The sequence below is a fragment of the Salegentibacter holothuriorum genome (assembly GCF_900168045.1).
Lineage (GTDB): Bacteria > Bacteroidota > Bacteroidia > Flavobacteriales > Flavobacteriaceae > Salegentibacter > Salegentibacter holothuriorum.
This window is the reverse complement of sequence record NZ_FUYY01000002.1, coordinates 904,300-920,825: the sequence shown is the minus strand read 5'-3', so window position 1 is coordinate 920,825 and position 16,526 is coordinate 904,300. Positions and strand designations below refer to the sequence as shown.

Below are 16,526 nucleotides of genomic sequence, written 5' to 3'. Positions count from 1 at the left end.
AACTAAACTGGATGATGGGGAACTCTTATTTTTAGAATTAACCGAAGAGATCGGCTCCCGGAAGACCACGCTCAAATACATTGAATTCCTTTTGGAAAAAGGATGGTTAACTTATAATACAAAAACCGGGTATTATATCATTAAATCTTTTGACAGAATACGAAGTGAAAACAACTGGAGGGTTCGGCTTTCCTATCCGGTAGATTTTAATTCCTACCAAAATATTAAAGCAATTACCGGGGCAATTATTTATGGATATCTTCATAAAGACTTCTGGAGAAAAGTAAGGAGAAAGAAAAGCGTACAGATAAAAGGCAGTACCTATCATTTTCTATCCCCTCACTTTAATTATAAAGAAGCACCCGCTCCCCTTTCTGTTTTAGGTATCGGTACTATCTTTCAAGTTTCACCGGCAACTGCTTCCAGGCTTAAAAAATGTGCCCTAAAGCATAAACTGCTGGAGGTCCAAAAGAATTATGGGGAGTTTATACCAAACAAAAAAGCCATGGAACTATGCTTAGACTACAATGATAAGCCGAACAATATTGTCTTTGTAGAAGGAAGCTATCGTTTTCAGCTAATTGATACTATTTTCCCTCTTTTTCTTTTTAAAAGACGGCAAAAATTGAAAACATAAAGGAAAGGTTTATGGAAAGAATTAAAATAAAAAATCTTTTTGGCCAATGTTTGGTTTGTTTAAGCGCGATAGCGCCTTTGTTTAATTTTTGGGACAGAACCGTACCAAAGCTAGTTTATAACTAGGTTATAGCTTGTGCCCTACTTGTTTCTAACTTGTTCATTTTTTGGACTAGTTGTATCTTACAAGATTTTCGTAGTATAAATCTCCGATACTACTACCGCTATATAAATTTACCTTTGAATAAACTATCGAACGCAATATATTATACAACCGGAAAGTATTTAACTTCCAACCGAAATAAAAATTTTTCAGATAAATTCAATTTTTAAATCTAATATATCTATATTTGATATATATAGACATATTATGAATATAAGTTTTACCAAAAAGCAAGAAAAATATATCTCCGACCAGGTTGCATCAGGAGAATATCAGAATAACAGCGAAGTAATTAGAGATGCTTTAAGACTTCACACAATCTATCGCGAAAAAGTAATTCAGGACTTAAGGAAAGAAATTGAGTTAGGTTGGGATGGTCCCGATAGTTCAATGACTATGGATCAAATTATTGAATCCAAGAAAAAATCTCGATGAATCATTATACCTTATCTAAAAAAACACAGGAGGATATTGAGGCTATTTATGATTTTGGATTTCAAAAGTCTGGCAAAGATCAGGCAATTAAATATCTAATTGAATTAAGTTCTTATTTTGATCTTTTGTTAGAGAATCCAGAAATAGGAAAGAAACGCAATGAAATTAGGCAAGGCTTATATAGTTTTCCATATGCTTCTCACATTATCTTCTACCGGATTTTTAAAAATCATATAAGAATAGTAAGATTACTTCACGGCAGTAGGGATTTGAGAAATTTTTTAAAATAATCAAGAGAAATCAATTCGATTCGTTTTATAACTATTATTGACCATTAGTATCCCAAATCTTATTTTTTCATTCACTGATAGCCTCCATTTCTAATTCAATATTTTCAAGATATTTCTTTTTCAACGGCTTAGATAAAAAGCCTGAAACAAATGGATATTCTTCCGCTTCTCTGCTAAAATCTTCAGTAGAGGAGGTAAGTATATAAATCACAAAAGATTTTTTTATATCATCATCAAAGGTTTTAAAAATATCTAAAAATTCCCATCCAGACATTGACGGCATGTTTACGTCTAAAAAAAGTAAAACCGGGAAACCAAAATCTTTGTGATTTTCCTCAATATTTTTCAATGCTAATTCTGGTTCCAGGAAAAGCTGAACCCTTGCCTGAGGATCCCAATCTTTTATAACATATTCACAAATAAGATTATTAGTTCGGTCATCATCAACTACTATATATTGCTGCAATTTTTTCATGCTCTAAATCTTCGTTCAACTTTTCTTTAAACTCAACCTTAAACTCACTTCCTTTTTCCACTTCGCTATAGGCAGATATTTTACCGTCCAAAAGCTCTACTTGAGTCTTTACCATAAATAGCGCCATTCCTTTACCTTCTATGTGACGATGAAATCGTTTATATAGCGCAAATACTTGTTCTCCTTTAGATGTATCAAAGCCTAAGCCATTATCCTTAAAGGTTAAAATAATATTATTATTTCTTCTTCGGGATTGAATATGAAGCTTTGGTTTCCTTTCCGGATGTCGATATTTTATACTGTTGGTTATAAGATTGTAAAAAATGCTATGTAAATAAGTTTGCACCGTTTCTATTTCAGGAACTTCATCAAAATCAGTGGTTATTTGTACTTCATGTTCCTGCATAATGTTGCTAATCCCTCCTTCAATAGTTTTAACAAGTTTATCTAAAAGAACAAGATCCCTTTTAGGATTAAGCTCTACTTTCACCTGTAAAATGGCATTTAAATCCTGAACCACATTGTCAAGACGCTTTACATTATCCAAAAGTTCCTCTTGAAATTTCAATTTCACTTCGGCAGGATAGCTTTCTTGTTTCAATAAATCCCCCAATCCAATGATATTAGCCACTGGCGAACGTAAATTATGGGACACTATAAAAGAAAATTGCTCCAGACCTTTATTAGCGGTTACCAATTCCTGTGTATAATCGCGAAGATTTTTATTTAATTCCTTTAACTTAAGATTAGCTTTTTTACGTTCAGTATTATCTGAAGAAACAGCAATAAATCCTTTTAAATTAAATTCATCATCACAAATTGGAGCTCCGGTTACAAGAGCTGGAAACTCAATGTCACCTTTTCTTTTTACCAGTAATTCTCCTGACCAGGTTTCGTCACACTTTAAACCTCCTATTATTTCTAGTGCGTGTAGTGTTTTAACACCTAAGAGAGTCTGTTCCAAAATATTTTTGCCTTTCATCTCCTCTGGCTGCCAACCATAAATAGTGGTTGCGGCTTTGTTCCAGTAATTTATATTTCCATCACTATCTGTAGCTATAACTGCCTGCCCTATTTTATCCAATAGATTCGCATGAAACCTAATTTCTTTTTCTGCTTCCACTCTTGCTGTAATGTCAATTCCTACACACTGGATCTCCCCTGGATCATCTGGAGAGGCTTTTAAATAAATAAAATCCCAAAGTGTGGTTTTTACTTTTCCATTTTTTGCAGGTTTATCAATCTCAACCTGGAATACACGATCTGGATTTTCTATACACTTTTTCGATATGTCTATTACTCGTTGGTGATGATATTCCTTGATAGATAACAAGGTGTTTTTACCAACAATATTTTTATCAGGATAAATCTCACCAAAATCTTCTTGAAATTTATTGTTTGAATAGGTATAATTCCCTTCCATATCCACCCTAATCACGTAATTGGTTTGTGATTGAATAAGGCCTCTATGTCTGGCTTCACTTCTCATAAGTTTTTGCATGGCCAGTTTACGATGGGTAATATCGTGAATAGCGCCTAACATTCGAATAGCCTTACCTTTTTTATCTCTTAATATCGTACCTTTCTCAATAACAAATGCATACTTATTGTCAGCTCTTCTATAACGATACTCAGCTTCCCAGGTATCAGATTTTCCTTCAATAATAGCAAATAGATCTTCAAGAACCAGCTTATCTTCAGGGTGTATGTTTGCACACCAGGAATCAATGTCTGATGTAAGTTCCTCGGTAGGATATCCAAAAATTTTAGTATATCCTTCGCTCCAAGTGATTTGGCCGGTTTCACAATCCCAGTCATATATGGCATCTGAAGTAGCTTTAGACACTAATTCATAGCGCTGATTGCTTTCTTTTAATGCTTTTTCAGCCTTTACCCTTTCAGTAATATCAATTCCAACTCCCTGTACCTCCAGAGGCTCCCCCTTTGAGTCTGTAAGACAGATAAAATCCCATAAGGTAGATTTCACTGTCCCATCTTTTTGTAATTTATCCAGTTCAATTTGTTGTACAGTGGCAGGATCATTTACACAATTATCGAAAACTTTTCTTGCCATTTCCCGGTGATACTCGTGAACTGTACTTAATGAATATTCCCCGGCAATTTGTCCTGATGGAAAAACCCATGCAAAGTCTTTCAAAAACTTTTCATTGCTGTAAGTATAATAGCCATTTAAATCTATACGTGTTAAATAATTAGTTTGAGACTGAAGAATTCCACGCTGGCGTGCCTCACTTCGCATAAGTTTTTCCAGAAAGTTTTTTCGTTCCGTAATATCCTGTACAGATCCTTCAAAACGAAGCGGTCTTCCCCTATGATCTCTTATGGTTTTTCCTTTCCCATGTACCCACTTCATTTTTCCATTTGGCAGGAAGATGCGAAGTTCATTGTCTAACTCCCTTGTACCTTTAATAGCCTTAATCTGATCTTGTCTGAACTTTTTCAAATCTTTCGGGTGGATTGTTTTTTCAAAAGTTTCTATATCCATTTGAAAATCCTCTTTCTTTCTCCCCCAAATACGATATACTTCATCACTCCAAAAGTAATAAGGCTCCTGAATTCCTACCTCCCAGTAACCAAGTTTGGCTAATTTTTCAGCATAAATAAGTTTCTCCGTCTTATCTCTTAGCCGCTCCAGGTGATTATTCTTTTCCGTAACATCTAAACAAATCTCAAGTCGACAATCTCTCCCTTTATATTTTAATTTATATCCATAAGTTTCTACGGTAATAAGCGAATTGTCTTTCCTTATGTGTCTCACGGTAGATTGCCTTATCAAACCGTCATCATTATTTGCTGCCTCTCTCAAGCTTTCAAATACTTGAATATCTTCTTTCGGCAAAAATTCACTAATTTTTAATTTTAAAAATTCTTCCCGGTTATAGCCATAGTGTTTAGTAGCTGATTGATTTATATCTACCAGTTCAAGTGTATTTACATCATAAATAATATTGGGAAGCGGGCTATTTTCAAACAACTGTCTATACCTTTCTTCTGAAATTTTTAATTCTTCTTCTGCCCGTTTAGCTTCAGAACTATCCCTAATAATCATAGAAGTTAATTTTTCGCCGCTAGAACTGTGAAAAACAGATGAGGAAAGAGCAGCCGGAAAAATACTACCGTCTTTACGCAGCATATTAATTTGACACAATACTTTACCATTTTTCTGTCTTTCTCTAATTGCCTGCAACACCATAGGGTCTGTAGGATCCACTAGTCCTAATCTTCCCACCTCACATATTTCCAGTTCTGTTCTTTGAAACATTTTACAGGCCGCAGCATTCGCAGCAAGAATTCTTCCATCGGTAACCGTAAGTAGAATTCCGTCATGGCTATTTTCAAAAAATGCCCTATATTTTTCTTCGCTTTCTAATAAAGCTTTTTCAGCAATTTTGCGATCGGTCACATCCCGAAAGTCTACAACAATTCCTTTAATATCGGGGTCATGTAACAAATTGATTAAAGTAGATTCCAACCAATGCCATTCTCCTTTTTTATGTTTTACCTTTACCAGGATTCCATAAAATAGTTTCTCAGGTTTTTCTTTACACTCCTCTATTTTTTGAAAAAAACCTTCACGATAATCTTCATGAATAATTTCTGGAATATCCATCTGAAGACTCTCTTTTTCGGAATAACCTAAGACATTTTTTACAGATGGTGAAACATATTGAGGCACTCCTTTAGATGAGAGAATGGCCACCGCATGAGCAGAATTTTCTATAAGCCGTCTAAACTTGCGCTCACTTCTCTCAAGTTTTCTTAAAAAATCCTGCCGTTCTAATTCTAGACGGTTTGTTTTTAGAACGCTTTCAATAGCTGTAGGCAATCTTTCTAACCTGTCTTTCAGAATATAATCTTTTGCTCCTTTTTTTATAATAGATACCGCAAATTCGTCTGTCATTGTTGCGGTAACCAGAATGACCGGAATAGGTTTTTCTAGGTTCTGCAGCAATTCCAATGCCTCAAAAGAGTTAAAAGAAGGTAGGGAGTGATCGGCTAAGATAATATCCGGGCCAAAGTCATTCAAGGCTTCTAGAAACCTTTCTCTTGAATCTGCCACTACTATTTCACACTCCACTTTCCTTTTTTGTAAAAAATGAGAAATCAATAGGGCATCACTTGGCTCATCTTCAACATGGAGAATCTTTATTTTATTTGACATAAGAAATACTTAAATTGTAGGGAAAAAATTAAGTTTCTAATTTGTTTGCTTTATTTGGGAGGAGTTTGATTGACTATCAGCCAATAAAACCCTAAATCAGCCACTGTTTTAGAGAAGTTTTCAAATCCGACAGGTTTAACGATGTAACTATTTACTCCCAGTTTATGACTCTCAACAATATCTTTATCTTCCTTCGAGGAAGTCATCATTACTACAGGAATGAGCTTAGTACGTTCATCGCTTTTTATAACTCTAAGCACTTCAAGGCCATTTATTTTTGGCATTTTAAGATCTAAAAAAATCACTTTTGGTTTATCTCCTAAATCTCGCCCCTCAAATTCACCTTTTCCGAAAAGAAAATCAAGAGCCTGCGCACCATCATGCAGATGTAACAGGTTATTGGCCAAATTGTGTTTTTTAAGTGCCCTAATAGTGAGCATTGCATCAGATCTATCGTCTTCTACCAACAAAATCTGGATTTCATCATTTGACATAAATTCGTTCTTTTATTTAATTATCCAGTGGGTAGCGCGATATAAAAACATGCTCCTTCGCCTACCTTACCATCTGCCCATACTCTGCCATCGTGCTTAGAAACTATTTTTTGCACAATAGCTAATCCTACCCCTGTTCCTTCAAATTCATTGCTACTATGTAAACGTTGAAAAACTCCGAACAACTTATTATAATATCTGGAATCAAACCCCGCACCATTATCTTTTACATAATACACTTGTTGATTAGCTTCCAGGTAACTTCCAATCTCAATTACTGCATCCTTTCTCTTACCTGTATATTTAAAAGCATTAGAGATAATATTAAAAAATAGTTGCTTCAACATATTTTTATCACCTTTTATAACCGGTAAGCTCTTTACCTCAACACTCACCTCTCTTTCTGACTCCATTTCATTCTGATCTGTAATTAAATCACGAATAATTTCTTCTACATTTACTGAAACACGAAAAAAGTTTTGCTTTGAAAGACGCGAGAAGTCCAATAGGTTATCAATTAGATCTCCCATTTTTTTCACATTCCTAATTATCTCGGAAAAATAAAGTTTTGCATCCTCATCTAATTCTTCGTTGTAATCTGCAGATAAGACTTCAGAAAATCCAGCAATTGCCCTAAGTGGAGCTCTTAAATCATGTGAAACTGAATAAGAAAAAGCCTCCAATTCTTTGTTGACAGCTTCCAATTCAGTCGTCCTTTTTTCTTTTTCTTTAATCTCAAAAGCTAATTGTTCATTGACTTTGGCTAATTCAGTTACATTTTTCTCTTTCTCTTCTATTTCAACAGAAAGTTCCCTCACTGCCTTAGCTAATTTTAAAGCTAGTTCATTTTTCTGCTTATCTATTGCTAACAAAGTTTGTTCTGATAATTCTAATGCTGATGAGAACTTCTCGTTTTTTACTTGAAAAGATGCGTTATTCTTAGGTATTTCCATCCTGTGTGCTTAGATGATTAGTAAAAATACTGATCCATTTATCTTTGATATTTGTTTTAAGTTCAAACTTGATTTGTAGGAATAAAACCTCTTAGCTTAAAAAACTACTAACCTTTAGTCGACAAAAAAAGTCTTTGAACGAAATTTAGCAACAAAGCTACTGTGTTTTAACTAATTTTTAAGAAATCTAAAAAAAAATCTAGAAATAAAAAAACAGGTCAATCATCAATTTTTTTTGTGAGGAAATTTAAGTTTAGTACTAGATTAATTCCAGGTTTATTTTTGATCCATTAAGGATAAGTATTATTACCCAAATCTTTTAAAATGAATTTGCATATAGGAAATTCAAAATAATAAGCTGAATGATCAGTTGTTGGAAAACTTATACAGGCTACATATAATTTTTGGCCTTTTTTGAAATAGGCAAGAGGTATCCGGTATTCTTAAATTAAATAAGATAGCCAGAAATAGCTTATTATATTGGGTTACAGTAGTGCACATAAATTCAAAATATGCCAAGATAAAGTTCAATAGGTGAAAACCTTTCTTATTTATTCTTTTTCTGCGCAAGACTAAGTTGCTTCTGAAGCATCTCCATATCCCTTTCTACCTTCTCATCTAAAACCTTAGCATAAATTTGAGTTGTTTTAAGTGATCTATGTCCTAACATCTTGCTTACAGACTCAATAGGAACACCTTTAGATAGCGTTACAGTCGTAGCAAAGGTGTGCCGGGCTAAATGGGTAGTTAAGTTCTTTTTAATGCCACAGGCATTCGCTATTTCCTTTAAATATGAGTTATACTTCTGGTTTGATAAAATTGGTATTACTTCCTTACCTGATTTTACTCGAGGGTGATCTTTATATTTATCTAATATCACTTGTGGAACATCCAGTATAGGTATGCTGCTAAGCGATTTGGTTTTTTGCCTTTTTGTTTTAATCCATTTCTTTCCATTTATATCTGTTATGATATCATCTTCCGAAAGTTTTTCTACATCAGCAAAAGCCAGCCCGGTATAGCAACAAAACACAAATGCATCCCGAACCATATCCAGGCGTGGTAAGTCAAATTCCTGTTCCACCATGCACTGAAGTTCTGCATCTGTTAAATATTCGCGTTCTGAAGATTTCCACTTTCCTTTCCAATGGAAAAAAGGATCTTTTTCTATCCATTGATTCGCATACGCTATTCGAATGATCTTTTTAAAATTTACAATATACTTTTGTGCTGTATTATGAGCACAGTCCTTTTCTGATTTTAAATAATGGTCAAACCCGGTAATAAATTGATGATCCACTTCTTCTACAGGCATATCTCTTGTTTTGTATCGAAACGCCAGGTAATCTTCAATGTGCTTCTTGCAGGCATTATATCGCTGCAAAGTTCCTTTGGTATAACCTTTTCCAATTAGTTTTTCCATTTCATCATTATGCTCCTGGAAAATTTCTATCAGCATATACTGCTTTTCTTCTTTACCAAAATAAATATCTTTAATAATCTTGGCAGAAATCTTTTTACCTTCTCTTACCAAACGATCGTGAATCTCATATAAGGAAGCTCGCATATCATCAAGGTATCGCTTTAATGCTTTTGCTTCCACGGAATTCCCTCGGACACTATTGGTATGACTATTCCATTTACTTGCATCAATTTTTCTTGATGTTGTAAAATCTGTGCGCTTACTGTTATATGTAAGACGTGCATAAATAACGGCCTTCGTGTTTTGATTAGAAGTCGTTTTTTTCGGATAAAAAGTAATAAATAGTGAATTAATCATCGGTGCTTGTTTTAAATATGCACCTTAAGGTATAAAATTAAAGTGTTAAAAAAACGCCGCAACTATTTTATTAACAGGTAATTAGGAGTTTCGAGGTGCATATAATTTCATAAAAAAATATGCACCGAATTCAGCACCAATCACTTAGCATTATTTGAGTTATTTTGACACTTCAGGGAATAAAAAAAGCCTCTAAATCATTGATTTTGAGGCTTTTTGGGATATTTTGGTACTTTAAAAGCGGTCTGGACGAGACTCGAACTCGCGACCCCCTGCGTGACAGGCAGGTATTCTAACCAACTGAACTACCAGACCGTTGCGTTATTGCGAGTGCAAATATACACCTGTTTTATAATTACACAAACCTTTTTTAAAAGTTTTTTCAAGGTTTTTTTACTCTCATTAGGCAAACTTTTGTCTTTCAATAAAGTAGGTCGTCAAAATTTTATCGAAATTTTTATTAATATCAGCTTCCACGTAATTAATTTTATATTTCGCACATTCCAATTTTAGGTCTGCCACATATTTTTGTACTGCCTTTTGGTAACTTTCCCGAATGTTTTCCGAATAAAGGTCTATCTCTGCTCCGGTTTCCACATCGGTAAATCGTTTTGGAATATTTTCAAAGTCGAAATCAAATTCGCGCTTTTTATCCATCACATGAAATAACACCACTTCATGCCTATTATATTTTAAATGGCGTAAAGCTTCAAAAAGGGCTGCTTCTTCAGTATCGGCCTGGAACATATCCGTAAACAAAAACACCAGGGAACGCCTTTTCAACTTTTCAGCGATCTGGTGTAAAAAAGTATAGGTTTTAGTCGCTTTATGATCTGTTTTCTTCTCCAGACTCTTATTTAGCGCATCTAACAACATATGCTGATGCCGGTCACTGCCTTTTTCAGGCGCGTAGAACTCAAATTCATCGCTATATATGCTAAGCCCAACAGCATCGCGCTGACGCTTTAAAATTTGCATTATACTAGCAATAGATAACACCGAAAAACCGATTTTATTAAGCGAATCTGCTGAAAATTTCTTCACTTCAGGATAATGCATCGAAGCCGAATTATCCATGATAAAATGACAACGCAAATTAGTTTCCTCCTCGTAACGCTTCGTATAAAGCTTATCGGTTTTAGCAAAAAGCTTCCAGTCTATATGTTTGGTGCTTTCGCCATTATTATAAATCTTATGTTCGGCAAATTCAGCAGAAAACCCGTGAAACGGACTCTTATGAATTCCCGAAATATAACCTTCCACCACTTGTCTGGCCAAAAGCTCTAACTTCGTAAACCCCGCAGCCGAACTGTATATTTTTTCTTTTAAACTCATACCCCACTAATATAAGAAAAGCTTGAGTTAAAGCACGCCAGTTACAACCAAATAAAAACCTGGAAGCAAACCCACGACGCATTCGCTGGAAACAAATTTTTAATTTTTAGGCAAGCCTCGGGAGTTTTATACCCTTTGGCGGCGCCAATAAAAAACCCGGCAAAAGACCGGGTTTTTATAGTTATATAAAATGCTAAAACTTATAGCAATTCGTCTAAAGCCTCTGCGTATGTATTTTTTGGTGCTACGCCTACCTGACGGCCTACTACTTCTCCATTTTGAAAAATAAGTACTGTTGGAATATTTCTTACTCCATACTTAGCTGCAAATTCCTGGTTAGCATCAACGTCTAGTTTTCCTACAACGGCTTTCCCATCATATTCAGTACTAATTTCGTCAATAATTGGTCCTACCATTCTACAAGGTCCACACCATGCAGCCCAAAAATCTACCATTACAGGCTTTTCGCTTTTTAATACCTGCTCTTCAAAATTTGCATCAGTTATTTCAATAGCCATAATTATTTGTTTTTTTCTGTTATACTTACTGTTATACTTAAAGTGTAAAATTAGTCAAATATTTTTGCTTTCCTTACACTAGTGATATTGTATTTGGTTATACGCTTATTCAACACATTTATTTGGCGGTTTCCCCACGCTTGTAGCGCGGGGTCGGGCTTTCAGCGCTACACGGTAGCCGGCTTCAATCCCTAACCGGAAAAATCAGTGAGCAGTGAATAGTGAATAGTGAATAGTGAATAGTGAAAAATTATCACAACTATCCGAAAGTTAAAGATAAATAGGTGATTAAAATATCCATGCATTTGATCTTAAATTAATTGCATTATTTTTATTGTCAATTTTTATGTTTCAAAGATTAAAGGGGCGTCAGATTGAGCTTGTCGAAATCCTATTGAAATTCAATATCTTAAGAACTTCGACAGGCTCAGTTTGACGTTTGGAAACTTAAAATAGAAAATTTCCGGATGACTATGAAAAATTACAAAACCCATCATCACATTCCTTTAAAGCACGGAAAAGCTTAGTTTTCAATTTGTAGTAGGCCATAGTTAGTACACAGCCGCAGTGGGCATGGGGCAAAAAACACTCGTTTTTATACTTTATAAATAAACCACTGCAAATTGACCAAAGAAACCAAAATAACAGATAACAAAAGATTGCCGCACCCGATTAAAAAACCGGTCTCGCAATGACGGATAAATATTCGTGCATTCGTGGCAACCCACAACCCATAACTCACAACTGAGAACTGAATACTAAAATCAATTCAACTTATACATTACCTGTTCATCCTCCAAAGCATGTAAAAGCTCTTGCGATATTTTTACCTTTTGCTTTTTACTAGGCATGTGTAACTTCACCTGTTCCTTCATTTCATAAACCACAAAATTCAATTTATGATCCCCTCTATGGGTTCTAAAAACATCTTTAAACCAGTCGATCTTCTCCTCATGTAGATCAGCAATATCCAGTTGAATCGTGAGCTTTTTCGCAAACTGATCCATCACATCGTGCAACAAATAAATATTATTAAACTGGATTCTTGGGTCTCCTTTTTTACCGGTTTCCTTATTGGTCCAGCCTTCTTTTACAAAGATCTTGATATGTACAAAAGAATTCGGCACCAAAAAATGCCTGAATTTCAAATATTCCTCGCCAAACATTCTAAACTCATAGGTATCGGTATAATCTTCTACACTAAACATCGCCCAGCCTTTACCCATTTTTGAAACCCGGTGCTGCACATCACTTATCACACCGCCAAAAGTAAGGTCACGGTTTACACATTTCTCCAGATCGTTAAACTCTCCTAACTTGGAGTTACAGAAATAATCCATCTCATACCTAAAATCGTCTAATGGATGACCCGAAATATAGATTCCTACCACTTCGCGTTCTCTTCTAAGTTTTTCCATAGTACCCCATTCTTCACAAGGTGGTACCACAGGCTCAGGAATTTGTACTTCACTAGCTTCTCCAAATAAACTTACCTGGGAAGAGTTCTCATTTTCCTGGAATTTTGCAGCATATTTTATCACCTTTTCCAAAAAGGTAATTCCGTCGCCATCGTCGTGAAAATATTGCGCGCGGTGTGTATCCCCAAATCCATCAAAACCTCCGGCCAGGGCAAGGTTTTCAAAAGCTTTTTTATTAGCCGATCGTAAATCAATACGTTTGGCCATATCAAAAATAGACTTGTAAGGTCCGGCTTCCGTTTTTCGGTTTTCCACAATAGTAGCTACCGCCCCGGAACCTACTCCTTTTATGGCGCCCATTCCAAACCGAACGGCATAATCTTTATTTACCGAAAACTTATAGAAAGATTCATTTACATCTGGCCCAAGTACATCAAGCTTCATTCGTTTACATTCTTCCATAAAGAAAGTAACCTGCTTAATGTCATTCATATTATTAGAAAGCACCGCAGCCATATATTCCGCAGGATAATGCGCTTTTAAATAGGCGGTTTGGTAAGCAATCCAGGCATAACAGGTAGAGTGAGATTTATTAAAAGCATAAGCCGCAAAAGCCTCCCAGTCTTTCCAGATCTTTTCTAAAACATCTCTTGGATGGCCTTTAGACTCTCCTCCATCTAAAAATTTAGGTTTTAATTGTTCCAGTAAAGCGAATATTTTTTTACCCATCGCTTTACGCAAAACATCGGCTTCACCTTTACTAAATCCGGCGAGTTTTTGCGACAGCAACATCACTTGCTCCTGGTAAACGGTAATTCCGTAGGTTTCCTGGAGATATTCTTCCATTTCAGGCAAATCGTAAGCGATATCTTCGTCCCCATGCTTCCGTGCAATAAAGCTTGGAATATATTCCATAGGTCCCGGACGGTACAAAGCGTTCATGGCAATAAGGTCATCAAAAACCGTAGGTTTCAGGTCTTTCATGTGTTTCTGCATTCCCGGCGATTCATATTGAAAAATCCCTACCGTTTCTCCACGTTGGAAGAGCTTATAGGTTTCTTCATCATCTAGCGGAAATTCATCGGGCACCAGGTCTATATTATGCCTGCCTTTTACAATTTGAACGGTGTCTTTAATCAGGGTTAATGTTTTTAACCCCAAAAAGTCCATTTTTAGTAGTCCGGCGCTCTCTACAACAGAGTTATCAAACTGAGTTACATAAAGATCGGAATCTTTTGCTACCGAAACCGGCACATAATTGGTAATATCACCCGGTGTAATAATTACGCCACAGGCGTGAATCCCGGTATTTCTAACCGAGCCTTCAAGAATTCTCGCCTGGTTTACCGTTTGCGCTTCCAGGTCATCTCCTTCAGCAATATTTAAAAGTTCGTTTACTTTTTCTAAATCCTCACTTCTGAATTTCTTTTTCAGGTCTTTTTCATCCATTCCAAAGATCTTTCCGAGCTTGGACATTGTAGGGATTAATTTAGAAATCCTATCAGCATCTCCTAACGGAAGATCCAGCACCCTGGCGGTATCCCGAATAGAAGATTTAGCAGCCATAGTACCATAAGTGATAATCTGCGCAACCTGGTTAGCACCGTATTTTTTAATTACATAATCCATAACCCGACTTCGACCTTCATCATCAAAGTCAATATCAATATCGGGCATACTTACACGATCGGGATTCAAGAAACGCTCAAAAAGCAGATCGTATTTAATTGGGTCTATATTGGTAATTCCTAAACAGTATGCAACAGCACTTCCTGCCGCTGAACCACGGCCCGGACCAACCGAAACATCAAGATTTCGGGCTTCGCGAATAAAGTCTTCCACAATAAGGAAATACCCGGGATAACCGGTATTCTCAATAACCGACAGCTCAAAATTAAGTCGGTCTTCAATATCAGAAGTAAGGTCTCCGTAGCGCTCTTTTGCTCCAACAAAAGTGATATGTTTTAGATAAGCATTCTCCCCTCGTTTACCACCATCGTTTTTATCTTCTTCTACTAAAAATTCCTCAGGAATAGTAAAGGCAGGCAAGAGAACATCACGAGCCAGCTCAAAAGGCTCAATTTTATCTACAACCTCCTGCACATTACTAATGGCTTGAGGTAAATCTTTAAAGAGATTTTTCATCTCTTCGCCACTCTTAAAATAATATTCCTGGTTTGGCAAACCATAACGGTAACCACGACCACGACCTATTGGAGTCGCCTGCTTCTCCCCGTCTTTTATACACAGTAAAATATCGTGAGCATTGGCATCTTCTTTCGCACAATAATAGGTATTATTAGTTGCAACCAGATTAATCTTATGTTTTTTAGCAAAATCTACTAAAACCGTATTTACACGATTTTCATCTTCCTGATCGTGGCGCATGATCTCCATATAAAGATCGTCGCCAAATTCTTCTTTCCACCAAAGTAAAGCTTCTTCAGCCTGGTGCTCCCCAACATTTAAAACCTTACTTGGCACTTCACCGTAGAGGTTACCGGTAAGTACAATAATATCTTCCTTATACTGCTTTATAATTTCCTTATCAATTCGCGGCACATAGTAGAATCCATCGGTATATGCTTTAGAAGACATCTTTGCCAGGTTATGGTAGCCTTTTTTGTTCTTGGCCAACATCACTACCTGATAGCCGTTGTCTTTTCGTGATTTATCAGCGTGATTTTCACAAACAAAAAATTCGCAACCTACAATAGCTTTTAATTCCCTGGCTTCTGCCGGTTCGTTATTAGCAAGTGCCTCTTCATTTTTTGCCCTAATCGCCTTATTATAATCGCCAATTTCTTTCACAAAATGGAAAGCACCCATCATGTTTGCATGGTCGGTAAGCGCTACAGCGGGCATATTATTTTCAGCAGCAACATTTACCAGATCTTTTATACTAATGGTAGATTGCAGTACCGAAAACTGTGAATGATTGTGTAAATGCGAAAAAAGAACTTCGTCAAGCTTTTCGAGGTTTTCCTCGATTTCCTCCGTGGTAATTTCTTCTGTAGGTTGTTGCTTCTGAAGTTTTCTTCTTATTGCCTCGGAAGCTTTTTTAAGGTTAATATGCTTTAACCCAATAAGCTTTATTCGCTGTGGATTAGCTTCTGAAAAATTCTCAAAATAATCATCAGAAACATCTAGTTGCTCCTTTGTAAAAGCTCTTTGTCGCACCAGTTCCAAAAAACACCTGGTAGTCGCTTCCACATCGGCAGTGGCGTTGTGGGCTTCACCAAAAGGCTCATCAAAAAGAAATTCGTGTAATTCGGTCAGGGTGGGTAATTTAAATTTACCGCCACGGCCACCGGGAATTTTACACATTTGTGCGGTTACTTCGGTACAGGTATCCAAAACCGGTAACTCCTGAAGGTTATTTTCCATCGCCTCCCTATGGAATTCGGCTCCCATAATATTCAGGTCAAAACCTACATTTTGTCCTACCACAAACTTGGTTTTATTTAAGGCCTCCTGAAATTTCTCTAGCATTTCAGTTAAAGAGATCCCTTCTTCCGCAGCTAGTTCGGTAGAAATCCCGTGTACTTTTTCGGCATCATAAGGAATATTAAAACCTTCCGGCTTTACCAGGTAATCCTGACTTTCTACAAGCCTCCCCATTTCATCATGCAACTGCCAGGCAATTTGTATACATCTTGGCCAGTTATCAGAATCGGTTAAGGGAGCATCCCAACGTTTGGGAAGACCGGTAGTTTCGGTATCAAAAATAAGGTACATGTGCGGCGAAAATTAGGAATTAAGCTGAATATCAATCGATTATTTACGAATAAAAATCACAAGATTTGAGGCTAAAATTACATATAATTTAGCGCAGCCTCAAGTTAA

At 36.2% G+C, this 16,526-nt stretch carries 11 protein-coding genes and 1 tRNA gene; 3 read left to right on the top strand and 9 right to left on the bottom strand.

All coding sequences use genetic code 11. The annotated features are described in order from the left end of the window. The 3 genes from B5X51_RS15910 to B5X51_RS08505 form a co-directional block, all read left to right on the top strand. Positions 1 to 637, top strand: a 637-nt coding sequence (locus B5X51_RS15910; protein ID WP_176132741.1) for a hypothetical protein, incomplete at its 5' end; no start/stop codon positions are given. A 369-nt stretch (positions 638 to 1,006) separates the two neighbouring features. After that, the gene (locus tag B5X51_RS08510) at positions 1,007 to 1,234 is read left to right on the top strand and encodes a type II toxin-antitoxin system ParD family antitoxin (RefSeq protein WP_079720716.1); all 228 of its coding nucleotides are present in this window, start codon (positions 1,007 to 1,009) and stop codon (positions 1,232 to 1,234) included. Next, on the top strand, positions 1,231 to 1,524 hold the full coding sequence (locus tag B5X51_RS08505; RefSeq protein ID WP_079720715.1) for a type II toxin-antitoxin system RelE/ParE family toxin: 294 nt from the start codon (positions 1,231 to 1,233) through the stop codon (positions 1,522 to 1,524). Before B5X51_RS08510 ends, B5X51_RS08505 begins: the two co-directional genes overlap by 4 nt. Before the next feature lie 67 nt (positions 1,525 to 1,591). Here B5X51_RS08505 and B5X51_RS08500 read toward each other — a convergent pair whose 3' ends face one another. The 9 genes from B5X51_RS08500 to dnaE all read right to left on the bottom strand — a co-directional run bounded on the left by B5X51_RS08500 (position 1,592) and on the right by dnaE (position 16,418). Then, positions 1,592 to 1,999 (bottom strand): response regulator, encoded by a 408-nt coding sequence (locus B5X51_RS08500; RefSeq protein WP_079720714.1) that lies wholly within the window; start codon positions 1,997 to 1,999, stop codon positions 1,592 to 1,594. Then, the gene (locus B5X51_RS08495) at positions 1,968 to 6,182 is read right to left on the bottom strand and encodes a PAS domain S-box protein (protein WP_079720713.1); all 4,215 of its coding nucleotides are present in this window, start codon (positions 6,180 to 6,182) and stop codon (positions 1,968 to 1,970) included. Before B5X51_RS08495 ends, B5X51_RS08500 begins: the two co-directional genes overlap by 32 nt. A gap of 50 nt (positions 6,183 to 6,232) precedes the next feature. Beyond that, positions 6,233 to 6,676, bottom strand: coding sequence for a response regulator (locus B5X51_RS08490; RefSeq protein ID WP_079720712.1), 444 nt, complete (start codon positions 6,674 to 6,676; stop codon positions 6,233 to 6,235). Between the two features lie 20 nt (positions 6,677 to 6,696). Further along, the gene (locus tag B5X51_RS08485; protein ID WP_079720711.1) at positions 6,697 to 7,629 is read right to left on the bottom strand and encodes a sensor histidine kinase; all 933 of its coding nucleotides are present in this window, start codon (positions 7,627 to 7,629) and stop codon (positions 6,697 to 6,699) included. 547 nt (positions 7,630 to 8,176) lie between these two features. After that, entirely contained in the window at positions 8,177 to 9,409 is a 1,233-nt protein-coding gene (locus B5X51_RS08480; RefSeq protein WP_079720710.1) for a site-specific integrase, read from the bottom strand. A gap of 241 nt (positions 9,410 to 9,650) precedes the next feature. Next, positions 9,651 to 9,724: transfer RNA gene (locus tag B5X51_RS08475), tRNA-Asp, on the bottom strand. Between the two features lie 87 nt (positions 9,725 to 9,811). Continuing rightward, complete coding sequence (locus B5X51_RS08470; RefSeq protein WP_079720709.1) at positions 9,812 to 10,744, bottom strand: DUF58 domain-containing protein; 933 nt, start codon at positions 10,742 to 10,744, stop codon at positions 9,812 to 9,814. A gap of 200 nt (positions 10,745 to 10,944) precedes the next feature. Then, entirely contained in the window at positions 10,945 to 11,313 is a 369-nt protein-coding gene (trxA, locus tag B5X51_RS08465) for a thioredoxin (RefSeq protein ID WP_262506823.1), read from the bottom strand. A 713-nt stretch (positions 11,314 to 12,026) separates the two neighbouring features. After that, positions 12,027 to 16,418 carry a DNA polymerase III subunit alpha gene (dnaE, locus tag B5X51_RS08460; RefSeq protein ID WP_079720708.1) on the bottom strand — a complete coding sequence of 1,464 codons (4,392 nt, stop codon included), beginning with the start codon at positions 16,416 to 16,418 and terminating at the stop codon, positions 12,027 to 12,029. Positions 16,419 to 16,526: the final 108 nt, after the last annotated feature.

Bases quoted from the DNA above. Each gene is read 5' to 3' on its own strand.
- B5X51_RS08510 (WP_079720716.1), top strand. From the start codon at position 1,007: ATGAATATAAGTTTTACCAAAAAGCAAGAAAAATATATCTCCGACCAG.
- B5X51_RS08505 (WP_079720715.1), top strand. From the start codon at position 1,231: ATGAATCATTATACCTTATCTAAAAAAACACAGGAGGATATTGAGGCT.
- B5X51_RS08500 (WP_079720714.1), bottom strand. From the start codon at position 1,999: ATGAAAAAATTGCAGCAATATATAGTAGTTGATGATGACCGAACTAAT.
- B5X51_RS08495 (WP_079720713.1), bottom strand. From the start codon at position 6,182: ATGTCAAATAAAATAAAGATTCTCCATGTTGAAGATGAGCCAAGTGAT.
- B5X51_RS08490 (WP_079720712.1), bottom strand. From the start codon at position 6,676: ATGTCAAATGATGAAATCCAGATTTTGTTGGTAGAAGACGATAGATCT.
- B5X51_RS08485 (WP_079720711.1), bottom strand. From the start codon at position 7,629: ATGGAAATACCTAAGAATAACGCATCTTTTCAAGTAAAAAACGAGAAG.
- B5X51_RS08480 (WP_079720710.1), bottom strand. From the start codon at position 9,409: ATGATTAATTCACTATTTATTACTTTTTATCCGAAAAAAACGACTTCT.
- B5X51_RS08470 (WP_079720709.1), bottom strand. From the start codon at position 10,744: ATGAGTTTAAAAGAAAAAATATACAGTTCGGCTGCGGGGTTTACGAAG.
- dnaE (WP_079720708.1), bottom strand. From the start codon at position 16,418: ATGTACCTTATTTTTGATACCGAAACTACCGGTCTTCCCAAACGTTGG.